Annotated in this window: 29 protein-coding genes; 11 read left to right on the forward strand and 18 right to left on the reverse strand. The window is 60.2% G+C overall.

Features of this window, described 5'->3' with window-relative positions; genetic code table 11:
• Positions 1–258: 258 nt before the first annotated feature.
• The 5 genes from FD715_RS00445 to FD715_RS00465 all read right to left on the reverse strand — a co-directional run bounded on the left by FD715_RS00445 (position 259) and on the right by FD715_RS00465 (position 5,856).
• Entirely contained in the window at positions 259–546 is a 288-nt protein-coding gene (locus tag FD715_RS00445) for a CopG family transcriptional regulator (protein WP_147103611.1), read from the reverse strand.
• A gap of 391 nt (positions 547–937) precedes the next feature.
• On the reverse strand, positions 938–2,893 hold the full coding sequence (locus FD715_RS00450) for a type IIA DNA topoisomerase subunit B (protein WP_147103614.1): 1,956 nt from the start codon (positions 2,891–2,893) through the stop codon (positions 938–940).
• A gap of 63 nt (positions 2,894–2,956) precedes the next feature.
• The gene (locus FD715_RS00455; protein WP_147103617.1) at positions 2,957–3,631 is read right to left on the reverse strand and encodes an alpha/beta hydrolase; all 675 of its coding nucleotides are present in this window, start codon (positions 3,629–3,631) and stop codon (positions 2,957–2,959) included.
• 72 nt (positions 3,632–3,703) lie between these two features.
• Positions 3,704–4,567, reverse strand: coding sequence for an alpha/beta fold hydrolase (locus tag FD715_RS00460; RefSeq protein WP_147105097.1), 864 nt, complete (start codon positions 4,565–4,567; stop codon positions 3,704–3,706).
• Positions 4,567–5,856 carry a dienelactone hydrolase gene (locus tag FD715_RS00465; RefSeq protein ID WP_189799377.1) on the reverse strand — a complete coding sequence of 430 codons (1,290 nt, stop codon included), beginning with the start codon at positions 5,854–5,856 and terminating at the stop codon, positions 4,567–4,569. Before FD715_RS00465 ends, FD715_RS00460 begins: the two co-directional genes overlap by 1 nt.
• Positions 5,857–6,097: 241 nt before the next feature.
• On the opposite strand from FD715_RS00465, the gene FD715_RS00470 reads away from it, so the two are divergent.
• The 3 genes from FD715_RS00470 (at position 6,098) to FD715_RS00480 (ending at position 9,027) form a co-directional block, all read left to right on the forward strand.
• Complete coding sequence (locus tag FD715_RS00470; protein ID WP_255450625.1) at positions 6,098–6,679, forward strand: DUF1007 family protein; 582 nt, start codon at positions 6,098–6,100, stop codon at positions 6,677–6,679.
• Entirely contained in the window at positions 6,667–7,557 is an 891-nt protein-coding gene (locus FD715_RS00475; RefSeq protein WP_147103624.1) for a nickel/cobalt transporter, read from the forward strand. The genes FD715_RS00470 and FD715_RS00475 overlap by 13 nt, the downstream gene beginning before the upstream one ends.
• Before the next feature lie 81 nt (positions 7,558–7,638).
• Complete coding sequence (locus FD715_RS00480; RefSeq protein ID WP_223274685.1) at positions 7,639–9,027, forward strand: MATE family efflux transporter; 1,389 nt, start codon at positions 7,639–7,641, stop codon at positions 9,025–9,027.
• 34 nt (positions 9,028–9,061) lie between these two features.
• Here FD715_RS00480 and FD715_RS00485 read toward each other — a convergent pair whose 3' ends face one another.
• Both FD715_RS00485 and FD715_RS00490 read right to left on the reverse strand, forming a co-directional pair.
• Entirely contained in the window at positions 9,062–9,463 is a 402-nt protein-coding gene (locus tag FD715_RS00485; RefSeq protein WP_147103627.1) for a hypothetical protein, read from the reverse strand.
• A 13-nt stretch (positions 9,464–9,476) separates the two neighbouring features.
• On the reverse strand, positions 9,477–10,679 hold the full coding sequence (locus FD715_RS00490; RefSeq protein WP_147103628.1) for a pyridoxal phosphate-dependent aminotransferase: 1,203 nt from the start codon (positions 10,677–10,679) through the stop codon (positions 9,477–9,479).
• 91 nt (positions 10,680–10,770) lie between these two features.
• On the opposite strand from FD715_RS00490, the gene FD715_RS00495 reads away from it, so the two are divergent.
• From FD715_RS00495 to FD715_RS00505, 3 genes are all read left to right on the forward strand, one after another.
• Positions 10,771–11,169 carry a helix-turn-helix domain-containing protein gene (locus tag FD715_RS00495; protein ID WP_147103631.1) on the forward strand — a complete coding sequence of 133 codons (399 nt, stop codon included), beginning with the start codon at positions 10,771–10,773 and terminating at the stop codon, positions 11,167–11,169.
• Entirely contained in the window at positions 11,162–11,428 is a 267-nt protein-coding gene (locus FD715_RS00500; protein ID WP_147103634.1) for a succinate dehydrogenase assembly factor 2, read from the forward strand. Before FD715_RS00495 ends, FD715_RS00500 begins: the two co-directional genes overlap by 8 nt.
• 78 nt (positions 11,429–11,506) lie before the next feature.
• The gene (locus FD715_RS00505) at positions 11,507–12,028 is read left to right on the forward strand and encodes a MarR family winged helix-turn-helix transcriptional regulator (protein WP_039682564.1); all 522 of its coding nucleotides are present in this window, start codon (positions 11,507–11,509) and stop codon (positions 12,026–12,028) included.
• 3 nt (positions 12,029–12,031) lie between these two features.
• On the opposite strand, the gene FD715_RS00510 is transcribed toward FD715_RS00505, so the two are convergent.
• From FD715_RS00510 to FD715_RS00530, 5 genes are all read right to left on the reverse strand, one after another.
• Complete coding sequence (locus FD715_RS00510; RefSeq protein WP_147103636.1) at positions 12,032–12,802, reverse strand: DUF1194 domain-containing protein; 771 nt, start codon at positions 12,800–12,802, stop codon at positions 12,032–12,034.
• Complete coding sequence (locus tag FD715_RS00515) at positions 12,799–13,527, reverse strand: DUF1194 domain-containing protein (protein WP_147103639.1); 729 nt, start codon at positions 13,525–13,527, stop codon at positions 12,799–12,801. Before FD715_RS00515 ends, FD715_RS00510 begins: the two co-directional genes overlap by 4 nt.
• Positions 13,494–13,922, reverse strand: coding sequence for a VOC family protein (locus tag FD715_RS00520; RefSeq protein WP_147103642.1), 429 nt, complete (start codon positions 13,920–13,922; stop codon positions 13,494–13,496). Before FD715_RS00520 ends, FD715_RS00515 begins: the two co-directional genes overlap by 34 nt.
• A 71-nt stretch (positions 13,923–13,993) precedes the next feature.
• Entirely contained in the window at positions 13,994–15,376 is a 1,383-nt protein-coding gene (locus tag FD715_RS00525; RefSeq protein WP_147103645.1) for a tetratricopeptide repeat protein, read from the reverse strand.
• A 6-nt stretch (positions 15,377–15,382) separates the two neighbouring features.
• A complete protein-coding gene (locus FD715_RS00530) occupies positions 15,383–16,378 on the reverse strand; it encodes a hypothetical protein (RefSeq protein WP_147103648.1) in 996 nt (331 codons plus the stop codon).
• A gap of 208 nt (positions 16,379–16,586) precedes the next feature.
• On the opposite strand from FD715_RS00530, the gene thyX reads away from it, so the two are divergent.
• From thyX to FD715_RS00545, 3 genes are all read left to right on the forward strand, one after another.
• Positions 16,587–17,498, forward strand: coding sequence for an FAD-dependent thymidylate synthase (gene thyX / locus FD715_RS00535; RefSeq protein WP_147103652.1), 912 nt, complete (start codon positions 16,587–16,589; stop codon positions 17,496–17,498).
• A gap of 10 nt (positions 17,499–17,508) precedes the next feature.
• A complete protein-coding gene (locus tag FD715_RS00540; RefSeq protein ID WP_147103655.1) occupies positions 17,509–18,846 on the forward strand; it encodes a hypothetical protein in 1,338 nt (445 codons plus the stop codon).
• 591 nt (positions 18,847–19,437) lie between these two features.
• A complete protein-coding gene (locus tag FD715_RS00545) occupies positions 19,438–19,716 on the forward strand; it encodes a hypothetical protein (protein ID WP_147103658.1) in 279 nt (92 codons plus the stop codon).
• Here FD715_RS00545 and FD715_RS00550 read toward each other — a convergent pair.
• Positions 19,713–19,952 (reverse strand): hypothetical protein, encoded by a 240-nt coding sequence (locus FD715_RS00550; protein ID WP_147103661.1) that lies wholly within the window; start codon positions 19,950–19,952, stop codon positions 19,713–19,715. The two genes, FD715_RS00545 and FD715_RS00550, sit on opposite strands and share 4 nt — an antisense overlap.
• A gap of 193 nt (positions 19,953–20,145) precedes the next feature.
• On the opposite strand from FD715_RS00550, the gene FD715_RS00555 reads away from it, so the two are divergent.
• Positions 20,146–20,433, forward strand: coding sequence for a hypothetical protein (locus FD715_RS00555; protein ID WP_147103664.1), 288 nt, complete (start codon positions 20,146–20,148; stop codon positions 20,431–20,433).
• Between the two features lie 68 nt (positions 20,434–20,501).
• On the opposite strand, the gene FD715_RS00560 is transcribed toward FD715_RS00555, so the two are convergent.
• Positions 20,502–20,708: a cold-shock protein gene (locus FD715_RS00560; protein WP_076626890.1), complete on the reverse strand. Its 207-nt coding sequence runs from the start codon at positions 20,706–20,708 to the stop codon at positions 20,502–20,504.
• A gap of 184 nt (positions 20,709–20,892) precedes the next feature.
• Here FD715_RS00560 and FD715_RS00565 point away from each other — a divergent pair, with 184 nt between their 5' ends.
• The gene (locus FD715_RS00565; protein WP_147103668.1) at positions 20,893–21,210 is read left to right on the forward strand and encodes an ArsC/Spx/MgsR family protein; all 318 of its coding nucleotides are present in this window, start codon (positions 20,893–20,895) and stop codon (positions 21,208–21,210) included.
• Here FD715_RS00565 and FD715_RS00570 read toward each other — a convergent pair.
• The 4 genes from FD715_RS00570 to FD715_RS00585 all read right to left on the reverse strand — a co-directional run bounded on the left by FD715_RS00570 (position 21,207) and on the right by FD715_RS00585 (position 23,785).
• Positions 21,207–21,770, reverse strand: coding sequence for a DoxX family membrane protein (locus FD715_RS00570; protein WP_147103671.1), 564 nt, complete (start codon positions 21,768–21,770; stop codon positions 21,207–21,209). The two genes, FD715_RS00565 and FD715_RS00570, sit on opposite strands and share 4 nt — an antisense overlap.
• A gap of 3 nt (positions 21,771–21,773) precedes the next feature.
• A complete protein-coding gene (locus tag FD715_RS00575) occupies positions 21,774–22,532 on the reverse strand; it encodes a DUF2063 domain-containing protein (RefSeq protein WP_147103674.1) in 759 nt (252 codons plus the stop codon).
• Positions 22,533–22,536: 4 nt separating this feature from the next.
• Entirely contained in the window at positions 22,537–23,397 is an 861-nt protein-coding gene (locus FD715_RS00580; RefSeq protein ID WP_147103677.1) for a DUF692 family multinuclear iron-containing protein, read from the reverse strand.
• Positions 23,398–23,476: 79 nt separating this feature from the next.
• Positions 23,477–23,785: a DUF2282 domain-containing protein gene (locus tag FD715_RS00585; protein ID WP_147103680.1), complete on the reverse strand. Its 309-nt coding sequence runs from the start codon at positions 23,783–23,785 to the stop codon at positions 23,477–23,479.
• Between the last annotated feature and the right edge of the window lie 104 nt (positions 23,786–23,889).

A 23,889-nucleotide genomic window follows, 5' to 3' on the forward strand; every position in this document is an offset into this window, starting at 1 on the left:
AGACGGTGCATAGCGATGCGCGAGAGGGTTCGTGCCAATGGGCGAAACGCTATTTACAGGCACCTTTCGAATTGAACACCAAAGGGCGGAATCAAGGCCACAGGCCGCCGCCCCATCGCCGGGCCGCCCCCCGGCACGGCGATATGGTTGATGTCTGCGCGTCGCTCAGATCGAAGATGTACCTGGCAACCATATAGCACTGCTGCGGAGAGGCCGGATCGCCGCACCGCGGCCCGTCAGCCACGTGGTTGAAGCCGCTCACTTTGGGATTTCATGTTTGCCAATTAGACCGTCGTCTTCTTGGCTTCGAAATCTCGCAAGCTGCTCCTGCGTTCGTTCTTTCATGACATTTGCGTCGAAACCGTCATGGAAAGTCCGAGAGTCAGCGTTTGCATTTATTCTTGCAGGTACTTGGAACCCTAAAGCGCTTTCGAGCACTTGCCGCATTGCCTCACTGCGGGAGCAGTTCCATTCGAAGGCTTTCTCGTCCAGTGCCTTTATCACTTCTTCGCTTAACGTAACTGACATGCGTCCACTTTTTTTCATCCCTACCTTCCTTTAAACACAAGTTGGATTAGGGCCACCAAAGCCGACGTTCCAAAAAACAGCATCCCTAATTGTGCCATGGGACTACCTCCAAGAGGTAAGAAACTGGCCGCAACAAGCTCATCCGCAATCGTCAAAAGCATTGCAATTGATGTAGTAAAAACCAAACTAAACTGCATCCTCTAACTCCCATTTGCCTTTGGAATCAGGCTAGGACGAAAAGGTTAACCACACGTTACCTTATGCACCACTTTGGACGCACCACCTTAAGTTGAGATAGTCTAGGGCCAGGACATGCTCTATCTTTATGAAAAAATAAATTTCTTCTTCTGTGTTTAAAAGCCGGCAATCAAAGCGTTAGATTGAGTGTTCTCTACGAGTGGGAGCTCACTCAAACATCCAACTCCTCCACAAACCGCGCGTTCTCTTGGATGTATTGAAACCGCATCTCCGGCTTCTTGCCCATCAAACGCTCGACCAGGTCGCCGGTCTCGCCCGGTTCATCCTCGTCAATCGACACTCGGATCAGCTTGCGTGTCGCGGGGTTCATGGTGGTGTCTTTCAGGTCCTTCGCGTCCATCTCGCCCAGACCCTTGAAGCGGGACACGTCGATCTTGCCCTTGCCGCCCAGACCGCTCTCCAGCATCGTGTTCTTCTCGATCTCATCAAGGCAATAGACACGCCGGGCCCCCTGCGTCAGCCTGAACAGGGGCGGACAGGCGAGGTACAGGTGCCCCGCATCAATCATGGGCCGCATCTGGGTGTAGAAAAACGTCATCAAAAGGGCTGCGATATGCGCGCCGTCCACGTCGGCGTCGGTCATGATGATGACCTTGTCATAGCGCAGATCATCCAGATTGAACTTCGCCCCCAGCCCCACGCCAAGCGCCTGAGTCAGATCGGAAATCTCGGCATTCGAGCCCAGTTTGGACGAGGCCGCGCCCAACACGTTCAGGATCTTGCCGCGCAGTGGCAGAAGGGCTTGTGTTTTGCGGTCCCGCGCCATCTTGGCCGATCCGCCCGCAGAATCTCCTTCGACAATGAATAATTCCGTACGGTCCCGTGTTGAAGAAGAGCAGTCCACCAATTTGCCGGGAAGCCGTAGTTTCTTAGTGGCGGATTTGCGTTGTGTTTCCTTCTCGGCCCTCCTGCGCAGCCGTTCCTCGGCGCGCAGGACCAGAAAATCAAGGATGGCCCCGGCAGATTTGGTGTCGGCGGCCAGCCAGTTGTCAAAGTGGTCGCGGACCGAGTTCTCGACCATCCGCTGCGCCTCGACCGTGGCGAGCCGGTCCTTGGTCTGGCCCACGAATTCAGGCTCGCGGATAAAGCAGGACACCAGCGCACCGGCCCCGGTGGTCAGGTCTTCGCGCGTGATGGTGCTGGCCTTCTTGTTGTTCACCAACTCGCCATAGGCCTTGATCCCCTTCAGGATCGCGGCCCAGAACCCGGCCTCGTGCGTGCCGCCCTCGGGCGTGGGTACGGTGTTACAATAGCTCTGGATGAACCCGTCGCGCGACGGCGTCCAGTTGATCGCCCATTCGACCTTGCCCGGCACCTGGAACTTCTCGAACGACACCGACCCGGCAAAGGGGGCTTGCGAATAGGTGGTGGCCCCGCCCAACGCCTCGGTAAGGTAGTCGGACAGACCGCCGGGAAAGTGGAACGTCGCCTCGCGCGGTGTCTCGCCATCGTCGATGCCGGACTTCCAGCGGATTTCCACGCCTGAGAACAGATAGGCCTTCGACCGTGCCATCTTGAACAGGCGGGCAGGCTTCAGCTTGAGCGACCCAAAGATCTCCGCATCCGGGTGAAAGGTGACAGCCGTGCCGCGCCGGTTGGGCGCTGCGCCTACCTTCTCCAGCTTTCTCTGAGGCACGCCCCGCGCGAACTCCATCGCATACAACTCGCGATTCCGCGCCACCTCGACCCGGAGATGGTCCGACAGGGCGTTCACGACGGAAGACCCAACCCCGTGCAGACCACCCGACGTCTCGTAACTGTCGCCCGAAAACTTGCCGCCCGCGTTCAGCGTGCAGAAAATGATCTCAAGCGCCGACTTCGACGGATCTTTCGGGTGCGGATCGGTGGGAATGCCACGCCCATTGTCGCGCACCGACACATGGCCGTTCTCGTGCAGCTCAACCTCGATCCACGTGGCATGCCCCGCGACCGCCTCGTCCATCGAGTTGTCGATGATCTCGGCCACCATGTGGTGCAGCGCGCGGTCATCCTTGCCCCCGATATACATGCCGGGGCGCAGGCGCACGTGCTCCATATCCTCCAACACCTGGATCGAGGATGCGTCATAGTCGGAAGACTTGGGTGTCCCGCTCAGAAGGTCGGTCATGGCAGCTGCTCTTTGTTGATTGGCGGCCACTATGCCAGAGCGGATCAGACGGGGGAAGAGTGATCAGGCAGGCCAGTGGGTGCCAAGCACGCCCGCTGCCTGCTGAGCGGTCACCATCTCCTGATACCGGTCCATCTGGTGATCAAAACGCAGGAACCTGCGCTCTCCTTCACCGGCATGCACCTCGCCCAGATGCTGAAAGCTCGAGGGCAGGTCGCAGACCTTGTCGTCGTTGCGGTTCAGGCACAGGCATTTCGAGGCGGGCGCCGGTTGCACGATCCCCCGCGTCACGCGCGGCGCGGCAAAGGCGATGCCCGGCACATCATGGGTGCGCACAAGGATCTGCGTGGCCGCGGCGCCCAGCGAATGACCGACGATGTACTTCGGACGGTAGCCCTTCACCTGCATCCAGTCAGCGATCACCTTGGCATGTCGCATAAACCCTTGGTGCCAGATCACGTCATGTGCCCCCCACTTGTCGGTCAATTCGTCATTCAGGCGGTACTTCTTGCCACCGAAATTCAGAACCCGCAGGTTGAACTTCATGTAGTCGGCCACCGAATTCGACCCGGGGATCAGTAGGATATTCTGTTTCAGAAACACGGCCTGAACGTGGTTTTTGTTCAGCTTGTCCTTCACATGCGCATCCAGCGATGTTCTGGGCGGGCGGCGCTTGAACAAAAGGTATGAGGCTTCGACCATCTTGGCCGCTCGTGCGATTTCGTATCTATGGGTCACTGAAAACATCCGTCATTTAAAAATATGCACGCGACTATGGCGCGAACAAACGGGTCTGTGAAGCCTGCTGGTCTAAGCCAGCCAATTCCGAACGATGCTGGCAACCTCGCCCGGTTTCTGATGCAGCAGCCAATGATCTGCGCCATCCACATGCGCGCGGGTCAATGCGGGGGCAAATTCTTCCAGTCCTTCTGTCGACACGGGCAGCAACGCAGTGTCCCCGTCGGCCCAGACCAGAAGGTGAGGACAGCGCACCTGCAACCGGTCCAGTGGCAGGTCTGGCATGGGGACTGGGACACCGGGATCCGCCACGATCAAGGGTGAGGCGCGATACCAGTTGATCATGCCCTTCAACCCCGATTGGCGCCATACGGCCTTGTAGGCGTATAGCCGTTCGCCATGCAGCCACGACATGTCCATCTCGGCGGAAAACAGGCTCAGCAACTTGCTAAAGTCGTCCGCAGCCAAGGCATCCTCTGATCCCGGACTGCGCAGGAAGTTGATGTATTGCGACGCCTCAGATTGTGCGCCGCCCGCAGCCATGGCGCGTTGGAACGGCACCGGGTGCACGCCATTGGCAATGATCAGATAGGACACCAGGTCAGGGCGGAACATGGCGAGGGCATAGGCGACAGATGCACCCCAATCATGACCCATGACGATGACAGGCCCTGCGTCGCCGATGAGGTCGGCCATGTCACTGACCAGCTTTGATGTGGCATAGGCTCCAACATCATCCGGTGCATAACTTGCGCCATATCCGCGCTGATCTGGGGCAACACAGTGATACGTATCGGCCAGGCGCTTTGCGACCTCGTCCCATGCACCACCGTATTCGGGAAACCCGTGCAGCATCAGCAGCATCGGCAACCCCGGATCACCCCAACTGCGGATCGTGAATGCGTGCCCGCCCAAATTCCGGGTGCTGACCTGCATCATTGCCCTTGCGGCAACGTCTCGAACCGCAGGCCTTTGGCCGTCCGGGGCGCAAAGCCACGCCAATAGGTATGATCCTCGGTCGGTGTGCCCGCGTCATCCAGCGCCACGATCCCGTCCGCGGCGTTTGGCACCAGCTCAAGGTATTCGGCTTTCTCGCTGTCAGATTTTAAGTGCAGGCCGAAAAAGGCCGTCGCGAAGTGCTGGGCGATGTTGTTCATGCGCGTCGTGTCCCACACCGCATCGGCATAATGCTCGAACGGCACAAACTCGAGGCCCTCAACCGGCTCCCAGCTTTCCTTGGGCGCGGGCATGGGGGCAGCGGCGTTGTGGTTGGCATAGTCAAATGTCAGCAAATGCCGGTCCGTCCCTGCGGCACCGGTGAAAAAGGCGCGCATCGCACCATAGACAGACACATCGTCATCGCTGCCTGCCATGAACAGGGTTGGCACCCGCAGGTCGGCCACGCCGCTTGCGTCCCAGAACCCTGCGTTGTTGCCCCAGGGGCCCACAGCGATGATGGCCTTGACCCTGCTGTCCATCAACGCCTCATGGCTTTCGGATTGCTCAAGATGTGCCTCAAGCAATCCGTTGGGCGCGCCCCAGCTGAACTCGGTTGAGGCTTGCGTCACGCCCGCCCCGCCAAAGATCAGCGCACCATAGCCCCCCATCGAATAGCCGATGACGCCTGTATTGTTGGCATCAATGATATCGCCGATCGGGCCGGTCAGCCCCGCCATGTGATCCAGGACAAAGGCCTGGTCCAAGGGGCGGTTGTAGAGGGTCGAGCCAAAGGCCGCCTGATCCGAATACAGGCTGTCCGTATGATCAATCGAAACGGTGACATAGCCTTTTGAGGCAAGATTCTCGCCCAGATGGCTCATCAGGTAGCGGTTGCCGGGATAGCCGTGGCTGATGATCACCAGAGGAAAGCGTGTGCCTGTCGCGGGTGGGGCGTCGCGGGCGGCACGACCGGTCAATGTCACTTCGGATGTGCCGTCGCGCAACATGGCGGTGTATGTTCCACCCTGCGCGGTGCCTTCTGCCGCCGGATACCACACCTCAAGCGTCAAGGGCCGGTCATACCTCGGAATGACACCTTCCGACACGTTCAGCACATCAACGCTGTCGGGCATTGCAACCTCAAGCGTTTGCACCCCGATGGGCAAGGGGCCATAGGGTGCCAGCTCGGGTGCGTCAGGTCGGATCTGATCAATCGGATTGCCCGACGCAGCAGCGCCTGCCAACGTCGCAACAACGGCCAGACCAGTGGCGCGGGGGATGGTCATTGGAATTTCCTTTGGCAAGATTCAACCTATGGTAACATACCAATCAACTATAGCGCCACTTTGACAGAGCTATTTTCGAGTGCAAGCAATGTCTTGCGCTAAAAGCCAGGGGGGTGGGGCAGCGCAGCTTTGCCCAGATGCCGAAACGGGGTTGAGGCTGCATGCACCTGCCCCTAAATCTGGACGCATGCGTTTAAGTCGTTCCCTTGCCCTCGCCACGGCTCTCGCCTTGCCTGCAACGATGTCGGCGGCGCACCCCCACGTCTTCGTCGATACAAAGCTGCGTGTCGTGGTTGCCGACGACGGCAGTTTTGAGGGGTTAGAGGTGCAGTGGACCTATGACGACTTCTATTCCCTGCTTCTGCTGACCGACTATGGCATGGACAATGACGGCGACGGTCAGCTCACCGACAGCGAGCTCAAGCGGCTCGACGGGTTCGACCTGCAATGGATACCGGGGTTCGAAGGCGACAGCTATGCGCTGCTGGAAGGCACGCCGGTCAAACTGGGTAAACCGCAGGGGCGCGGCGTGTCCGTTGATGCCGGTCGCATCACTACAGTACACTTTCGGCCCGCCAAGGCATCTGCGGACGGGCTGGTGCTCAAGGCATATGACCCGACCTTCTATACGGCGTATGACCTGATCGGACCGGTCGCTGTCGATGGGCCCTGCGATGCAGCGATCCAGCCAGCCGACCTTGATGCCGCCTACACGCTGGTCGAAGAACTGCTCTACGCCACGCCAGCCGCAGAGGTTGAGGCGGCCTATCCCGAAGTGGGCGAAGCGTTCGCCGATACGGTCACGCTCTCATGCTCTGGCTGAGGATCGGCGTCGCTCTTTGCATCGGCGGCGCAGTTTTGTGGCTGTTTGGGTTCGGTGGTTTGGCGGACATTGGCCAGTGGGCGGCGATCCAACAACGCGACACCCAGAACGCCCTCGCGGGTAGCTTGCGCGCGGTGCGCGCCGGTGACCCCGGAGCCTGGCTGGCGCTGATGGGGCTGTGCGCCGCCTATGGCTTTTTCCACGCGGCAGGGCCGGGGCATGGCAAGCTTGTTATAGGCGGTTACGGCGCGGCGGAGCGGGTCACGGCCCGGCGACTGTCCGTGCTGGCCGTGGCGTCGTCTTTGGCGCAGGCCTTGATGGCGATCCTTCTCGTGGCGCTTGGCGCCTTCGTGTTGGGCTGGGGGCGCAGTGAAATGACGGACACCGCAGACCGTATCCTCGCACCGGCAAGCTATATCGCGATCGCGCTTGTCGGCTTGTGGTTGGTGGTGCGCGGCCTGCGGCGCACCCGTGGCGCTGCGGTCCACGTGCATCACATTGATGAAGACGGTCACTGCAGCAGCTGCGGCCATGCGCATGCGCCCAGTCCCGCACAGGCGGCGGCGGTGACATCCTGGCAGGACGCGGCGGCCATCATCGGTTCAATCGCGATCCGCCCCTGCACCGGCGCGGTGTTTCTCCTGATCTTGTGTTTCGGGCTAGGTATCCCGTGGGCGGGTATCGCAGGCGCCTTGGTCATGGGCCTCGGCACGGCCAGCGTTACGGTTCTGGTGGCACTTGCCGCAGTGGGCGCGCGCCAGTCCGTGCTGGCGGGCTGGTCGGGGGCCGGAGCGGTCCGGGCCATGGGCGTGATCGAGGTGGCCGCAGGCGCCCTGATCGCCCTGATCGCCACTGCGCTCGTCCTTCCGCTTCTCTGAGCATTACGCCACGGGCAGTATCCCATCACCCGCATCACGCGAGGTCTTCACTTGCTCAAAAAGCAGGCGTAAGGGTGGGGTATGTCCACAACACAGATGTCATATCTGGCCCACGCACGTGCGGTCCTTGTCCTCGGTCTGCCACTCATCGGCGGGCATCTGGGGCAGGTGGCCATCGGCGTGACGGATACGGTCATGCTGGGCTGGTACGGGGTCGAAGAACTTGCAGCCCTCGGCGTCGCAGGCAGCCTGTTCTTCGTGATGTTCCTGATGGGCTCGGGCTTTGCCTGGGCGGTGATGCCCATGGTTGCTTCCTTCCACGCTGAAGGGGACGAGACGAACCTGCGGCGCGCGACGCGCATGGGGCTCTGGCTGAGCCTTGGCTTTGCGGTGTGCGCCTTGCCGGTGATGCTGATGGCCGAACAGGTGCTGCTTGCACTTGGGCAGACGGATCAGGTCGCAAAGCTGGGGGCGGAGTATCTTTCCATCGCAGGCTGGGGGATCGTGCCCGCGCTCTTGGTGATGACGATCAAAAGCTATCTCGCGGCACTGGAGCGGACACAGATCGTGCTCTGGATCACGCTTGCCGCGGCTGTTGCAAATGCGCTTGCGAACTACGCCTTTATCTTCGGCAACTGGGGGGCGCCGACATGGGGCATCGCGGGGGCGGCGGTGGCGTCCCTTCTGACCCAGTTCGTGATGCTGGCAGGCATCGTTGGTTACGCCCTGATCGCGCTGCCACAACACCAGCTGTTCAAGCGCTTCTGGCGCCCCGACTGGGAGATGCTGGGCCGGGTCTTCCGCCTCGGCTGGCCGATCGGGCTGACCAACCTCAGCGAAGTCGGGCTCTTTGCTGCCTCCGCCTTCATGATGGGCTGGCTGGGAACGATCCCGCTGGCGGCGCACAACATCGCGCTGCAATTGGCCTCGATCACCTTCATGGTGCATCTGGGTCTCAGCAACGTGGCGACCATCCGGGCAGGCAATGCCTATGGGCGCGGAGACCTTGACCACATGTTGCGCGGCGCGCGCACCGTGATCGTGATGAGCCTCGCCATGGCACTTGCGACGATCGTCCTTTTCATCGCACTACCCGAGCCGCTGATTTCGCTGTTCATGGAGCGGGACGAGCCCGCACGCGACCAGATCCTGGAAATCGGGATCGTCCTTCTGGCCCTCGCAGCCCTCTTCCAGCTTGTGGACGGGGCACAGGTCATCGCACTCGGGCTCTTGCGCGGGGTACAGGATACGACGGTGCCGATGGTTCTGGCGGCGGTATCCTATTGGCTGGTCGGTATGCCTGCATCCTACGTGCTGGGCTTCGTGCTGGGCTGGGAAGGGGTGGGTGTCTGGCTCGGCTTGGTCTTTGGCCTCGCCTGCGCAGGTGTTGCGCTGATGATCCGCTTCTGGACCGTGTCCGTGCCCAGGCTGCGCGGCCCGGTCGGACCGGGCGCTGTTCCCGCCCCCTAAAGAGGGGCGGAAAGACGCCCCGCCCGCCGTCCCGTCAGCCCTTGATCAACCGGTCCGCCTTTTTGCGCACCAGCACCGACCGCAGGTCGTGCATGGCCAGCAGCAGCGCATCGGTCACATTCTCCAACTGATCATCTGTAGCCCGGCTTTGTGCCCATTGGGTCGTCAGGTTCAGATAGTCCACCGCCCGGTGAATGTCGTCGATGTCACGATGGGCCAGCACGTCTGCGCGCTCTTCCATCCACGCTTCGATCCGCGTCAGATCCTCTGGCGACAGGGTCCTGTCGCCATGGGGCTTGATCTCTCCATTGCGGATATTGATGACCGCGATCTGGTCCATCTCGATCCGACGCTGCCGGTTTTCGGTATCGACCCGGAACACGGCCGCCCCGTTTTCGCGCACACGGAAATAATAGTCAGGAAGCTCCGCGCCCATATACCAACCCTCGTTATGTGAGCCCCGCACAGAATGTCTGGATGCGGGTGCAGGCCTCTTTCAGGGCCTCGTCTGAGGTAGCGTAGCTGACGCGGAAGTTCGGCGATAGTCCAAAGGCGGCACCGAACACGACGGCCACGCCGGTCTCTTCCAAGAGCGCAGTGCAGAAATCCTCGTCATTCTTGATCTTTACGCCCCCGGCAGATGTCTTGCCGATGCAGCCCGCGATGGACGGATAGACATAGAATGCCCCGTCCGGCACCGGGCAGGCGATGCCGTCGGCGGCATTCAGCATATCGACCACCAGATCGCGGCGACGCTTGAAGACCTCGTTGTTGGGCGCGATGAAGTCCTGCGTCCCGCTCAGCGCCTCAACGGCGGCATGCTGGCTGATCGAACAGGGGTTCGAGGTTGATTGCGACTGCACCTTGCGCATCGCCTTGATCAACTCTTCGGGGCCCGCCGCATAGCCGATGCGCCAGCCGGTCATGGCATAGGCCTTGCTGACCCCGTTGACGGTCAGCGTCCGGTCATAAAGGCGCGGCTCGATCTGTGCCGGGGTCGTGAATTCGAAATCGTCATAGACCAGATGCTCGTACATATCATCCGTCATCACCCACACATGCGGGTGCCGCATCAGCACATCGGTGATCTCTTTCAGCTCTTCGCGGGTGTAGCCTGCGCCCGTCGGGTTCGACGGCGAGTTGAAGATCAGCCACTTGGTCTTGTCGGTGATGGCGGATTCCAGCTGATCGGCGGTCAGCTTAAAGCCGGTTTGCAACGACGCCTCGGCCACCACAGGCGTGCCGCCCGCGAGCAGGACCATGTCCGGATAGCTGACCCAATAGGGCGCGGGGATCACCACCTCGTCGCCCTCGTTCAGTGTCGCCATCAGCGCATTGTACAGGATCTGTTTGCCGCCCGTGCCCACGGTGACTTGGGCGGGTGTGTACTCCAACCCGTTGTCGCGCTTGAATTTATCGACGATGACCTGCTTCAGTTCTGGAATTCCATCGACCGGAGTATACTTCGTCTTGCCAAGCGCGATGGCCACCACGGCGGCGTCCTTGATGTTCTGCGGCGTGTCGAAATCCGGCTCGCCCGCGCCCAGGCCGATGATGTCCTTGCCCTGCGCTTTCAGGGCGGCCACCTGGCCTGTCAGGGCGACAGTCGGGGACGGTTTGACGCGGTCGAGTGTCGCGGAAAGGAATGTCATGTTGGCCTCTGGGTGCTAGCGCGGTATCCAGCCCCTCATAGGCGGCAGCCCCCGCGCAATCAAGCGCCAGGACCACGAAGGAGAAGACCACATGGACGATCTGCAGGACTGGTACAGCGCCGATGCGGCAACCTTTGGCGACCGTGTGGCAGGCGCGCGCGAGCAGGCAGGCATGACGCAAAAGCAGCTCGCCAAGCGGCTGGGCGTGCGTCTGGCGACCCTGCGGTCGTGGGAAGACGACCTGAGCGAGCCGCGCGCCAACCGCCTGTCGATGATGGCCGGGCTGCTGAACGTGTCCATGATGTGGTTGATCAACGGCGAAGGCGAAGGGCTGGACGCACCGATAGAGGAAGAGCCGCTGACCGCAGACATGCGCGACCTGCTGACCGAAGTGCGCGACATGCGCTCGGACATGCTGGCGCGGGCCGAGCAGCTGGGCCGTCTGGAAAAGAAACTCCGCGCCGCGATGCAGGCCCCCGCCGATGTCTGAGGAACTGCGCGAACACCGCCTCAAGCGGCTGCACATGCGTTCCATGCGCCGCGGGATCAAGGAAATGGACCTGATCCTGTCAGCCTATGCTGGCCGTCATCTGGCGGACATGACAGATGCCGAGCTGGATACCTATGACGCGATGCTGAACGAAAACGATCAGGATTTGTATCGCTGGGTCACGGGACAAGAGGCGCCTCCGGCCCGTATCGCGGCCCTGATCGAAGACGTCTCACGCACGTTTCAGCCCGAAAAATAAGGGCTCTGCGGCATTTAACTGAATATTTCCGAATCATCCGCATTTTCTGGGCTGAGCAGATCAGGTCGGAGAAGACGGATGAGCATTCAGGACCCCATTGGCCAGGTCCCCGGGGTGGCCGAACGAAACGCAGCGAACGCGGGCTTCATGGTCGGGTATCTTGAGGCGCTGTCGCTGGTGGAGCGGTTGCACCGGCTGCTGCTCGACGTCATCAAGGACGAATTCGAACGTGTCGGCGTGCTGGAAATCAACGCAGTTCAGGCGCTCCTCCTGTTCAACATCGGCGACAACGAGGTGACGGCAGGCGAGCTGAAAAGCCGCGGCTACTACCAGGGCTCCAACGTCAGCTACAACCTCAAGAAGCTGGTCGAAATGGGTTACATGCACCACCAGCGGTGCGAGATTGACCGCCGCTCGGTCCGGGTCAAGCTGACCGACAAGGGGCGCAAGATCCGCGACGTGGTGAACGAGCTGTTCCTGCGCCACGCCGAAGGGCTGCAATCCAAGGGTGTGCTCGGCCCCGAAGGGATCATCGACATTACCGCGTCGCTCAAGCGGATGGAACGGTACTGGACCGACCAGATCCGGTACATCTACTGACGACTACTTGGATGACTGCGCGCCATCAGGCGCGGGGGTCGCATCGGGAAACCGGGGCAGGGGGCCCTTGCCCAGAATAAGTGTCTCCAACTCGCGCTCCAGCTTGCGGGCCATGGCGGCGGCATAGTCCTCAAACCCCAGCGCAGTCTCCACAAAGCTGTCAGAGCCGACAATGACATTGTTCTGGAAATAGGCCGAGAGTTCCGAAATCTCCGCCTGCCGTGCATCACCAAAGCTGGGTGCATCCGCGCCAATGACCAGCGCATTGATGGTGATGCCCGTGGCCTCCACCTCCGGCTTTACATCCACGGGCCGGATGCCCAGGTTCGACTTCCCATCGCCGGAAATGTCCAGGGTCAGCTTCCAGCAATCCCTCCGCTCCATGAGATGCGCCACACCCTCGCGCATGGCCAGACCCAGCGCGGTCCCAGGACTGGCCAGCCGCCGCTCGGTCGCGCGCAAATGTCCGATCACGGCGTCCAGAGCCGATGCGCTGTCAATGGCCGTCCAGGGCAGGATGACGGCAGGGTCTTCGGGCCCGCTCCACTCGTAGACCAGCAGATGCACCGGCGCTGATGGCATCTGCAACAGGGCCTGCCGCACGCGGCCGCTGTCCAGCGCCTCGGCCAGCCCGTCCATCTGCAATTGGTATTCCAGCGCGTCAACCGACCCCGACACATCCAGCCCCAGCGCCAACGCCTGCCGACAGGCCCCCTGCGCGCTGGCACCGATCATCCCCGCACAACAGGCCATGATCAGCGCTGCCGCCCTCATCCGCCGCGCTGTCCGGTGTCGAGGCTGCCAATGATGGGCGGTGTCAACTCACGCTCCAGCTTCCGGCGCATCGCGCGCTGGTAATCTTCAAACCCCTGGGCCACTTCCAGAAATGCTCCGGGCCCGCGCAACACTTCGCGCTCATAGAACTCGATCAGCATGGTTTCGGACGTGAACTCGGCAGCGTTCACCACCAGTCCGTTCACCGTCACCTCATCAAAGGGAAACTCGCGATAGGCCAGTTGCGGCCCAAACCCTTCGTTGTTCTGCCCGTCGCCCGCCATGTCGATGGTGCGATACAGACACTCCGGCGCGCGCCCCAGCATCTCTGCCCCAAAGCCCAGTGCATAGCCCATGGCCGTGGGAAACTCATTATGCGACCGCTTGCTCGCGGCGACAGTCTCCGCCGCGTCCAACAATGCCGCAGGGCTGTCGATCAGCGTCCAGTCCAACACCACTTCCTGATTGTACCGGCCCGACCACTCGTACACGGCCAAGGCCACCGGATCATCGGTGGCAAAGAACGCGGCCCGCACCTCTGGCGCGGTCAGCGCCGCGACCAGACCGCCGCGCTGCAACTGGTCTTCTGTCGCATCGACCGAAGACGACACGTCCAGCGCCAAAAGCAGCGCCAACCTGCACGCCGCGGCAGGGGATGCCGCGACGCACAAGGCCAAACAGACCGCAGGTCTTACCAATGGCCCGTGTTTTCCATGCTCGCCCATGGCTCTTGCGCGGGCAGGGCATCACCTGCTTGCAACAACTCGATCGAGACGTTGTCGGGCGACCGGACAAAGGCCATGTGCCCGTCGCGCGGCGGACGGTTGATGGTCACACCATTGTCCATAAGGTGCTGACACATCTCGTAAATATTGTCGACGCGGTAGGCGAGGTGACCAAAATGCCGACTGTCGCTGGGCAACTCATCATCGCCATCCCAGTTGTACGTCAGCTCGACAGGACATTCCGGCTGGTCCGGCGGTGCCATGAAGATTAGGGAAAACCGCCCGCCCTCGCTGTCGTGGCGGCGCGTCTCTTCGAGGCCCAACAGCTTGTAAAATGCCATTGAGGCATCAAGGTCCTTCACGCGGACCATTGTGTGCAAATAGGTCAAAGCCATGTGGGCGGTCTCCGTCAAACAGTGAATGTTGACGCTAACCTAGCATAGCCCCCGGCGGGTACCAGCGGCTCTCAGAACTTTGATTGAATGCCTACCGAGATCGTTGTCTCGTCAATCTCGAACCGGTTCACGTTGGACGTCCTGCGCCCCGTACGCAGACGCACAGTCGGGGCAAACCCGGCAAAGTCGTAATCCTTGAAGAACAATGACACGTCGCCATAGAGGCTTTCATCCTGCCGGCCGCCTTCGACGGTGCGCACAAGCCGGTATTCGTCGTATTCGGTGTGGCCAAGAGTCAGTCCAGTCGAAATTTCCACCGGCCCTAATTGCTTGCCAAACGTGTAGCTCGCCCGCACGCTCGCTGTCTGGTACGCGGCGTTCACGAAATCGCCCTGGATGTCCTGAACCGTCAGGCCAATGCTGAACCTGTCGCCGCCGTCCAGCTTGTGGCTGTACGTGGCCCCCAACGTCAACACATCCAAATCGCGCAGACTGGTCGCTGTGGAAAAACGTTTCTCGACACCGCCGCGCAGGGTCAGGCGGCTTGCATCACCCACGGTCAGGCTCCGGCTCAGCGACAGCTTTGCAAAATCGTAAGACCGCTCACCCCCCGACCAGCTTGCGCCAAGGGCGCCTCCCACCGTTACAAAGTGACCAGGCGCTCCAAGCGCGATCAGATGTTCAATGCCGGTTTCTACATAGGTGGACCCGAAATCGCTGTTGCGCAGATCCGGCACACTGGCTTGCGCCTCATCGCTCAGGTCAACGCGCCGCGTATACAGGCGCCCCGTCGCGGTCGTTCGGCTTTTTTGGCCTTGCGCCAGGCGATATTGCAATTGCACGTCCATGGTCCCGACTGTTCCGTCCAAGGCGCGTGAACTGGGCCGGAACACTCCCAGCGTCGGCACGTCGTTGACCACCTCAAGCACATTGTCGGTGCCGTTATTGACGTTGTCGGATGGGGCGACTGAGAAGTTGATGTTGAACCGAAGCGGGTTGGCGGCCCTGACGCGACCGTAGTCCTGAGCCAGCGCTTTTTCCTGCGCGTCCGTGTCTGCATGTGTCGCGGCCAGACGCAGCCAGCCTTGAGAGACGGTGGGGCGGTCCTGCTGAAACGCGACGCTTGCCGCGGTGCGTGCCGCGCCAAATTTTTCTGTGCGTGTATCGCTGTATTTGTAGGACAGGCGTGCTGCCGCCCGCGCTAGCTTCGGATCGTTCAACCGCGAATGCGCCGCAGCCAGGACGCCGTAGGCATAGGCATCCTCTGGATCTGCGCGCACAAGCACCATCGCGACATCACGCGCCAGATCAAACCGCCCTGCATAGAGTGCCTGACGCGCCAGAATGCGCGCTTCGTCCAGATTGAAGGTCCGGTTGCCGTCAGATTGCTGTGGATCCGTTGCCCCTGCCGACGCCCATAGGGTCAGCAGGGCACCAATAAGCGCGCGTTTCATCCGCCCTTACGGCTGCAGCGCGTTCACGCAGACCGGGTCAGTGTCCGCGGCCGTACACAGATCAAGGACAAACACACCACGCTCGATTTCGTTGTCAAAGGTTTCCAGAACGTCCGTCACTTCGGTGCCGCCCGCCATGAACTGGCCCTCGCTGCCCCCGATGACGCCAGCAAAGTCGCCAATGTCGGCCCGTTCAGTCGAGCCGGGGAAGGCCGGATCTCTCGTATCCACTTCGATGTTTCCGCTGAACGTGCCCTCGCCGGTGAGGGTGCCGTCCACCAGCACAATGTCCTGCATGTCGAAGTTTCCGCCGCTTGTGACGGCAGTCCGGTTATAGATTTCGCCCTCGACCGACATGTCGTTGAGGTCGACGTTCACAAACATCAGGCCACGTACATAAGCCGCCTGGTTCGGCGTGTTGACATCCGGGTCAATGCCCGGTGTCGGGAAAATGTCGGTACGAGGGCCGTCCAAGTTCAAACCCGCAGCGTAGTTGCCATAATAGGTGACGTCGAACCGGCTTTCCGGCGCGGTCGGCGCAACATAGTCGCCCGTCCTGTCAAAATAGACGCCGCCGAAAAATGTGTTGAACTGGGGACCGGTCAAAACCACCCCCGCCTGCACACCGTCACGGCTTGCCACGAAAGCCGTGGCATGGCGGCCCAGCGGATCGTTCTGGCCGGTAAATGTCTCGTACCCGTCGACAAAGCTGGTGGCCACGTGCCGGTACTCGTTGACCAGCGGGACACCATCCTGGCTAAGGCCCGTGACCGTCAGCGTGTTCGTCGCCGCGTCAAAGCTGATGCTTTCCAGATCGCTCGCGATGGCTTCCGGCACGGCCAGTGGGTTCGTTGGCGTGGTTGGCTCCGTCGGCGTCGTGGGATCAACCGGGGCCGTCGGTGCACCACCGGCATCCGCGTCGTCCGTTGAAGTAAAGGGGTTACCGTCCCCGCACGCCGCCAAAAGCGCGGCAAGCGCAAGCACTGCTGCTGTCCGTGTCATGCCTGAAAACCTTTGCGGTCTATTTTACTGCCTCTTTTGTAGAAAGAATCCGCCGTAACCCCCGAAAAGTCAACGCTTTCGTATGGACGACGATTCGCGCGGGCCAAGAACCGTTGCCAAAAAACGACCCTTATATAGCGGTTCTCATAGGTGCATCCCCAAGATAAGGTATAGGCCTGACAGATTCTGTGGATAAAGGACGCGCCCCATGCCGCTCAGCCCCGAACAACAGTCCGAAATCGACGCCCTGCGCGCCCAATCCACCCAAACGCTCCGTGCCACCGTCCCGGGGATGGAGGCGCATCTGTATAAGGCGCGCGAGGTCCTCGACCACGGCTTTGTCCGCGTTATCGACTACATGGGCGACGACGCCGCCATCTGCCAGGCCGCGCGGGTCAGCTACGGCAAGGGCACCAAGTCGGTCCAGAATGACGAAGGGCTGATCCGCTACCTCATGCGCCACTGGCACTCGACGCCCTTCGAGATGTGCGAGATCAAGCTGCACGTCAAACTCCCCGTCTTCGTCGCCCGCCAGTGGATCCGCCACCGCACCGCCAACGTAAACGAATACTCCGCCCGCTACTCGATCCTCGACCGCGAATTCTATATCCCGGCCGAGGACGCACTCGCTGCTCAATCGGTCGTCAACAACCAGGGCAGGGGCGAAGCACTCACTGGCGACGAGGCGCAGCGCGTCCTCAACTACCTGCGCGACGACGCCATGCGCTGCTACGACCATTATGAAGAGATGATTTCACAGGACGGCCAACAGGGGCTGGCCCGAGAGCTCGCCCGCATGAACCTGCCCGCCAATGTCTACACCCAATGGTATTGGAAAGTGGACCTGCACAACCTCTTCCACTTCCTCCGCCTGCGGGCCGATGCCCACGCCCAATACGAAATCCGCGTCTATGCCGATGCGATCTGCGAAATGGTCAAGGATTGGGTGCCCGCGGCCTACAAAGCGTTCGAGGATTACCGGATGGGCGGCGCGACACTTTCAGCCACAGCCCTTGCGTGTATTCAGCGGATGTTGAAAGGTGAAGAGGTAACGCAAGAGAATTCCGGCATGTCCAAGGGAGAATGGCGGGAGTTTATGGGGGTTATTAGTGGGAAATGACTTAGTACCGGTGAGCCGTGACGATTGTTTTGAGCTTAAAGTCTTGGTGGACGATAAAGGCCACTATACAATCGAAGTTGACTTTTTTGACGCCTTTGATCAATCGCCCACCGCGGACGAGGTTTTAGCAACGCTTTCTAAAGAAGATTTACTGTTCGCCGATTTTGACAAGTTGCTCGATCTTTGGGTTTCGACGTCAATGGGTTTCTTTCAAGCCTTTCCTCGGCTTACAAGCGAAGCTTTTACGAGTGCGAATAAAGAGTCTAGCGCGGCGCTAATGGGGTTCGCCAATTCTGTTGCTTCTGAGATCTCTGAGGTTAAAACCAACGGAGACGTCGTAACGCGATATCTGATTCCAAACGAGTGGCTGATCGCAACAGCTGGACGATTGGGTGCTTCAGTAGAAATTCTTAAGTCTGCCCATCTACTACGCCGCTCTTCGCTCAGCGCTCTCGTCGCCGAGTATGAAGTTTTTCTCAGACAACTCTTACTGCTGGTGTCTCAAGTTCAGCCACAAGCGTTTGTTTCTGAAACAGAAACGATATCGATGTCTGAGATAGCCCGTCATAGTAGTTTTGAGGATCTCAAAAGATCGGTAATTGACCAGAAAATCGATCAGCTTCTTCAACAAAAGAATCACGTTGAACAACTCGAATGGATCGAAAAAAAGTTCGGGGTGAACCTTACCTCCGACAAAGCAATCATTTCCCAGTTTAACGAAGTATGCCAGCGGCGCCACCTTATCATTCATAACGGTGCGGTTGTAAATCAGAGGTATCTGGATAGCTGCGGTATTCTGGGGCACAAGATTGATGATCTGGAGCCTATTGGTGCAGAGTTGCGTGTTTCTGCAAAGTATCTCCGGAGAGCAACAGCTAGGCTATTTTTAGTAGGCTACTTTACGGCGCATATATTGATGCAAAAGGTTTCACCATCTATTGTCCCAGTCTCGTTTAGCAACATTATTGAAAATTCGCACGGTTTTTTGACAGCCGGCTTAACTAAAATGGCCCGTAGAGTTTGTGAGTTTGCCCTTGCTTCTAATGCGGACCGACCGCGTGTAACTGACGCAACTTTGACTATTAATCTTGCTCTGAGTTTCTATCTTCAAAGCAACGGCACGGGAGCAAAAGACCCAGGTGTAGAGAGTTCGTTAAACAGGTATGACTGGTCTGACACTTCACCTTTGTATCGGCTAGCGCTGGCCTGCTTGCGGGAAGACTATGAAAACTTGTCAGCCTTGACTGAAGCGGCCAAAAATGAAGGTCTGACCAAAGTCGAAGCGCAGACATGGATCATATTTTTGAATGTCCGCGACCGACAGGATTTTTCGAAGCACTTTGAATAGCACGGAATCAAGGCCAAAGGCCGCCGTGCCAGCGCCGGACCGCCCCCCGGGCCGGCGCTACATCACCACCAGCGCACCGCCCCACCAAACTCGACAAACGATCACCATAAACCGCGCCGCAGCCCCGTCGCTGCGCCAACCCGCGGCCCGGCGCTGCCCCGGCTCCGCGCTTTGAACACGCGCCCCGGGGCTCCGCCCGTTCGCATCTCAAACCGTCCCCCAGACGGTTTGCCGCTGTGCGGACCGATGCTCACCCCAGCGGCCCGGCGCTGTCCCGGCTCCGCGCACAATCGAAACGTCGAATGGCGGGATGAAATCCCGCCCTACCGCGGTGCGCGAAAGGGGCCGTAGGGCGGGGTTTCACCCCGCCATCTTGCTTCCCGGTCCAACGCCGACGCCCCGCAAAATGCACCAACCTAGTGTACGTCCTGTGCACGGGTTGTGCACACCTTGTGCATCGCCCAAATCGCCGGATCTGACGCGCGGTCGGACGAACTCATCACCACATTAGAAACAAATCGTGAAGGGATTGTACGGCGCAGTCTCCGGAAATCTATCCACAGCCCGTCATAAAACTGTTACGCTTAGTTCATGCTTCGTTCAGCCGCCATATTGACCCTTCTGGCCACGCCCATTTCGGCCAATCCCATCGCGGAAATCCTCTGCGCGCCCACCAAACAGATGCAGCAAAAGCTGGAACAGCAGTTCCATTCCGCCCGCACGGCTAGCGGAATGCGCAGCCCCGATCAGATGATGGAAGTGTGGACGGATCAGCGCGGTGATTGGGCCATGGTGGTGCGCTACGCCAGCGGCACCTCATGTATCGTTGCGATGGGAGAGCATTGGGAAGAAACGGAAAATCCGACCTAGCGCGTCGCGCGGTCCCGCAATTGGGCGACCAGCGCACCGTTCTCATCTTCCCACATTTTCCAGGCCCGATACCCTTCGATCTGCGCCTGCGGTCCGGTCAGATCACCCGCAAAATGCGCCTTGACCGCGTGGTAATGCCCCATGCATCGCGCCCATTCGGACGGGGACGGAAACTGGGTTTCGGCAGACACCTCGCACGCGTAATACAGGGCCAACAGTCGCATCAGTTCGGTCATCTCAGGCGCCGTTCCTTCGAAAATCTGTTTCCAGCCTAGTCATAATTCCGCAAAATTTGAGTAAATCATGCGTGCGCAGGCTGCAAAATTCAAAAATTCTGGACTTGAGCCCATGTCGCAGGCATCGTTCCGGCAGGTATCATCGGCGTTTCGTTCATAGATGTCGTGGTGCGTTGAGAGAACGAGGGAAAATATGCCATTCACAAAAGTGATTACAGCAGCAGCGCTTTTTGCACTTCTCGGCAACGGTGCGGCACTTGCACAAGGCCATAACGGCCCGAAGATTTATGCTTATCATAGCCAGCACAACTTCTGTCCTGCAGGGTTGCAACCTGTGACGATGGATGGCGTGATCTGCTGTGGACGTCCCAATCAGAACATCACTTACCAACAGGCGCTGGCCCATCCTGTGAAAAAGCGTGTGCGCCACGTGCGTCAAAGCAGCTGCCCTGTCGGGACCAAAGGCTGCACTTTCGACTGATAAGATCGCAGCTTGATCAAGCGGCGCAGGATGACGTGTCATGCGCCGCTTTGTCGTGTGGGGGGGCGCTAAAGCAGTTTCAGATCGCCTGCCATCTGGCGCCCATCGCGACCTTCAAGCAGTTCAAAACTGACTTTCTGATTGTCGGCCAAGCCGGTCAGCCCTGACCGCTCAACCGCTGAAATATGAACAAAAACGTCTTTGCCGCCCTCATCCGGGGCGATAAACCCGTAGCCTTTCGTGGTGTTGAACCACTTCACGGTGCCAGTTGGCATGTTCCCGTGCCTCCTTTACCTTGCAGTCTCCCCCGCGTCGGTCCTTCGGGCAGGGGCCTTGTGCGACGCAGTCAAAACGACTGAGCGCTCACTCAGAGATTGCCCTCAGGACGGGAAAATCAAGGTTGGGCCTCGCATTCCGCGCGAGATGCCGCTTAATTCAACGCAAAAGTGAGGTCGAGATATGGAAATATACGGATTGAAAACATGCGACACCTGCCGCAAGGCCATCAAGGCATTGCCAGATGCGCAGTTTGTGGATGTGCGGGCCGATGGCGTACCTGCCGATGTGATGGACGCAGCACTCGCCACCTTTGGGGATGCGCTGGTCAACACACGGTCAACGACGTGGCGCGGGCTGTCCGAGGAAGAGCGCAAGGGCGCTCCGAAAGACTTGCTGGCGGCGCACCCGACATTGATGAAACGGCCGCTGATTGCGGCCAACGGGAGCTTGCACCTTGGTTGGACCAAGGACGTGCAAGCGGCCCTAGGGGTGGCTTAGGCGGCGGCTGGCGCAGGTTTGGGGGCAAGGGCCCGATCAAACGAGATCGGCCCGGCCCCTTTGACCACCAGAAGCAACAGCAGGAACACCCACAGCGCGCGCTGGTCCATGATCAGGCTGTTTGAGGGGGCATCGAACCACGCCCCCAACACCAGCGCGTCGTCCCATTTGCCGTGGCCGTTCAGGTCGGTCAGCGATTGCACAACGATAAACCCGATCATGCCCAGTGACGCGAGCCGCGTCAGCAGGCCAATGATGATCAGAAGGGGCAGAACAAACTCTGCCACAGTGCCCGCAGTCACCACCGCCCAATGATAAAAGCCCAGTTGCGTGACGTCGTAGCCGACATTCTCCATCACCTTGGGAAAGATCTGGGCATAGGCCCCCAGCGACGGTTGGAAGATGCCAAAGATGCCGTCACCCAGCTTGGTCATGCCCGACACCCAGAAATACACCGCCAAAACAGCGGCGAACAGGAAACGGGCGAGGGTTGGCAACAGCCAGTCCGCGCGTTCAAGCGGGCCAAAGATCGCGTCATGCAGGCGGGATAGGGCAGTCATGGTTCAGTCCTTTGGAGTGGAGATGTCAGTCAGGGCGTTCTGCTGGATCAGAAGGGTCAGCAGCGGCCCAAGGTCGAATTCGGCGTCGTGCGCGGTCGCCGCATCCACGGCTTTTTCCAGCGGTGCGTTCTCAACAATCGCCTGCAGCCAAGCGGCCTGGGCGAGTGTGAGGGCATGAGGCTCGGGGTCAAACGCGGCCCGTGTCACGAGGACCGGTTGAGCAATGCCACGCGGCTTTGGCGCGTCCGCTTGAGTGTTGTACCGCCAGATGTCGTGAATGGGCCACCGGGAATGGACCAACTGAACGGCCGGTGAGAGGTGTAACCGTGTTTGCATCAGAACATCCGGTGCAAGCGCGCCCAGCCGGGCCGGATCCAGAGCCGTACTGTCCGCCGCATGATATGCGCGGCGCAAGGCCAGTTCGAGGCGCGCGACATCCTGCAGATACGCGATATGCGCAAGCGGTTCGAAGTCGTCGAGGAAGGCTGGCAAGGCCTCACCATAGTGCATCATCAGCGGTGATGTCGGTGGATGTGCGCGGGCAAAGAGCCGGGCAAGTTGATCAAAGTTCTGATCACCCAAAAGCTTGCACAAAACCGGAAACCCGGTGCGCAAGGCGTCGATCAATGCGACCGTGACATTGTTGCGATAGACGGCAAAGCGGCGGCTGGTCGGCTCACCCTTTGGATCGGTCAGTCCATCCGGCACGGCGCGCGCTGGGTCAAGCAATGCGGCGCGAAACTCGGCTTGCGTGGTGGTCATTGCGTCACCCGGCGGGCACAGAGGCCAAGGCACTGGCAGCACGCTCGGCCTCGGCCCGCAGGGTGGGCCAGTTGGGTACATCGTTGTCCCATTCGACCAGCACAGGTGCGGGTCCCGTCCCAGCAAGCGCGTGGTCGAGCAAAGCCCAGACAGGTTCCGCCGCCTCGCGTCCGTGGCTGTCGATCAGCAGCGGCGCGCCGTGGTCGTCTTCATCCTCATCATGCCCGCCCACGTGGATTTCTCCAACAGCGGCAAGAGGATAAGCGTCGAGATATGATTGCGGCGTGTAGTCGAGATTGGTGGCGGAGATGAACACGTTGTTCACATCCAGCAGCAGACCGCAGCCGGTGCGGCGCACCAGTTCGGCCAGAAAATCAGTTTCGGACCAAGTGCTTTCAGCAAAGGCCAGATAGCTTGACGGGTTCTCAAGCAGCATCCGGCGGCCCAGAACCTCCTGCACCTCGTCAATATGGTCAGCCACGCGGGTCAGGGTCGCGTCGGTGTAGGGCAGGGGAAGCAGATCATCGAGAAACTCGGCCCCGTGCGTTGACCAGGCCAAATGTTCGGAAAAGCTGGCGGGTTCCAGCCAGGCCACCAGATGCTTCAATCGGCCCAGATGGTCCGGATCAAGGCGGCCTTCACCGCCGATCGACAGACCCACGCCATGGACCGAAATGGCGAAATCCTCGCGCAGTGCGCGCAGTTGGGCATGCGGGCGACCGCCATCGCCCATGTAGTTTTCCGCGTGTACTTCCAGCCACTTCACCGGACCGGGCGCTTCGCGCAGGTCGGCAAAATGCTGGGCCTTGTATCCCACACCGGGGGCTGCGGGCAGACGGGGCGGTGTCAGTGTCGCATCCAGCATGTCGGACCCTTTGAAGCAGTGGGATTTGGTAGGGGGCGCCGGACCCACCGAGGTCCGGCGCAAGCGTGTGACGCGCGCCTTATGCGGAGGGCAGGTCGCGGTCCAGCTCTTCAAGCGAGCCCTGACGTGCGGTGCCGTCTGCCATGGCAGGCAGCTCGATCTCGGCGCAGGTGCCGGCGTCAACCAGTGTCCAGGCGTTGCCCTGGTAGTCGACGGTCGATGTGCCCGCGCATGTGGTGCCTGGGCCTGCGGCGCAATCGTTCTCACCTGCCAGCGAAATGCCATAGCATTTCTCTTTACCGGCGGCCTCGGCTGATGTGGCCGAGTGGGCCGTCATGGCAGCTGCAACGGCGCCGATAATTGCAACGGATTTCATGGTCTTCGACATCTTCAACTTCCCTTTCGGATATCGGTTTCTGTGCGTTCGTGAGCCATACATAAGATGGCTTCGCGGCAAGTTACCACTCACGAGGTGGTGTGTCACAGACCCGT

The sequence above is a fragment of the Tateyamaria sp. syn59 genome, from assembly GCF_007995245.1.
Taxonomy (GTDB): Bacteria; Pseudomonadota; Alphaproteobacteria; order Rhodobacterales; family Rhodobacteraceae; genus Tateyamaria.

Coding starts and splice junctions, on each gene's coding strand:
- FD715_RS00445 (WP_147103611.1), bottom strand. CDS start 546: ATGAAAAAAAGTGGACGCATGTCAGTTACGTTAAGCGAAGAAGTGATA.
- FD715_RS00450 (WP_147103614.1), bottom strand. CDS start 2,893: ATGACCGACCTTCTGAGCGGGACACCCAAGTCTTCCGACTATGACGCA.
- FD715_RS00460 (WP_147105097.1), bottom strand. CDS start 4,567: ATGCAGGTCAGCACCCGGAATTTGGGCGGGCACGCATTCACGATCCGC.
- FD715_RS00465 (WP_189799377.1), bottom strand. CDS start 5,856: ATGACCATCCCCCGCGCCACTGGTCTGGCCGTTGTTGCGACGTTGGCA.
- FD715_RS00470 (WP_255450625.1), top strand. CDS start 6,098: ATGTCGGCGGCGCACCCCCACGTCTTCGTCGATACAAAGCTGCGTGTC.
- FD715_RS00475 (WP_147103624.1), top strand. CDS start 6,667: ATGCTCTGGCTGAGGATCGGCGTCGCTCTTTGCATCGGCGGCGCAGTT.
- FD715_RS00480 (WP_223274685.1), top strand. CDS start 7,639: ATGTCCACAACACAGATGTCATATCTGGCCCACGCACGTGCGGTCCTT.
- FD715_RS00485 (WP_147103627.1), bottom strand. CDS start 9,463: ATGGGCGCGGAGCTTCCTGACTATTATTTCCGTGTGCGCGAAAACGGG.
- FD715_RS00490 (WP_147103628.1), bottom strand. CDS start 10,679: ATGACATTCCTTTCCGCGACACTCGACCGCGTCAAACCGTCCCCGACT.
- FD715_RS00495 (WP_147103631.1), top strand. CDS start 10,771: ATGGACGATCTGCAGGACTGGTACAGCGCCGATGCGGCAACCTTTGGC.
- FD715_RS00500 (WP_147103634.1), top strand. CDS start 11,162: ATGTCTGAGGAACTGCGCGAACACCGCCTCAAGCGGCTGCACATGCGT.
- FD715_RS00505 (WP_039682564.1), top strand. CDS start 11,507: ATGAGCATTCAGGACCCCATTGGCCAGGTCCCCGGGGTGGCCGAACGA.
- FD715_RS00510 (WP_147103636.1), bottom strand. CDS start 12,802: ATGAGGGCGGCAGCGCTGATCATGGCCTGTTGTGCGGGGATGATCGGT.
- FD715_RS00515 (WP_147103639.1), bottom strand. CDS start 13,527: ATGGGCGAGCATGGAAAACACGGGCCATTGGTAAGACCTGCGGTCTGT.
- FD715_RS00520 (WP_147103642.1), bottom strand. CDS start 13,922: ATGGCTTTGACCTATTTGCACACAATGGTCCGCGTGAAGGACCTTGAT.
- FD715_RS00525 (WP_147103645.1), bottom strand. CDS start 15,376: ATGAAACGCGCGCTTATTGGTGCCCTGCTGACCCTATGGGCGTCGGCA.
- FD715_RS00530 (WP_147103648.1), bottom strand. CDS start 16,378: ATGACACGGACAGCAGCAGTGCTTGCGCTTGCCGCGCTTTTGGCGGCG.
- thyX (WP_147103652.1), top strand. CDS start 16,587: ATGCCGCTCAGCCCCGAACAACAGTCCGAAATCGACGCCCTGCGCGCC.
- FD715_RS00545 (WP_147103658.1), top strand. CDS start 19,438: ATGCTTCGTTCAGCCGCCATATTGACCCTTCTGGCCACGCCCATTTCG.
- FD715_RS00550 (WP_147103661.1), bottom strand. CDS start 19,952: ATGACCGAACTGATGCGACTGTTGGCCCTGTATTACGCGTGCGAGGTG.
- FD715_RS00555 (WP_147103664.1), top strand. CDS start 20,146: ATGCCATTCACAAAAGTGATTACAGCAGCAGCGCTTTTTGCACTTCTC.
- FD715_RS00560 (WP_076626890.1), bottom strand. CDS start 20,708: ATGCCAACTGGCACCGTGAAGTGGTTCAACACCACGAAAGGCTACGGG.
- FD715_RS00565 (WP_147103668.1), top strand. CDS start 20,893: ATGGAAATATACGGATTGAAAACATGCGACACCTGCCGCAAGGCCATC.
- FD715_RS00570 (WP_147103671.1), bottom strand. CDS start 21,770: ATGACTGCCCTATCCCGCCTGCATGACGCGATCTTTGGCCCGCTTGAA.
- FD715_RS00575 (WP_147103674.1), bottom strand. CDS start 22,532: ATGACCACCACGCAAGCCGAGTTTCGCGCCGCATTGCTTGACCCAGCG.
- FD715_RS00580 (WP_147103677.1), bottom strand. CDS start 23,397: ATGCTGGATGCGACACTGACACCGCCCCGTCTGCCCGCAGCCCCCGGT.
- FD715_RS00585 (WP_147103680.1), bottom strand. CDS start 23,785: ATGTCGAAGACCATGAAATCCGTTGCAATTATCGGCGCCGTTGCAGCT.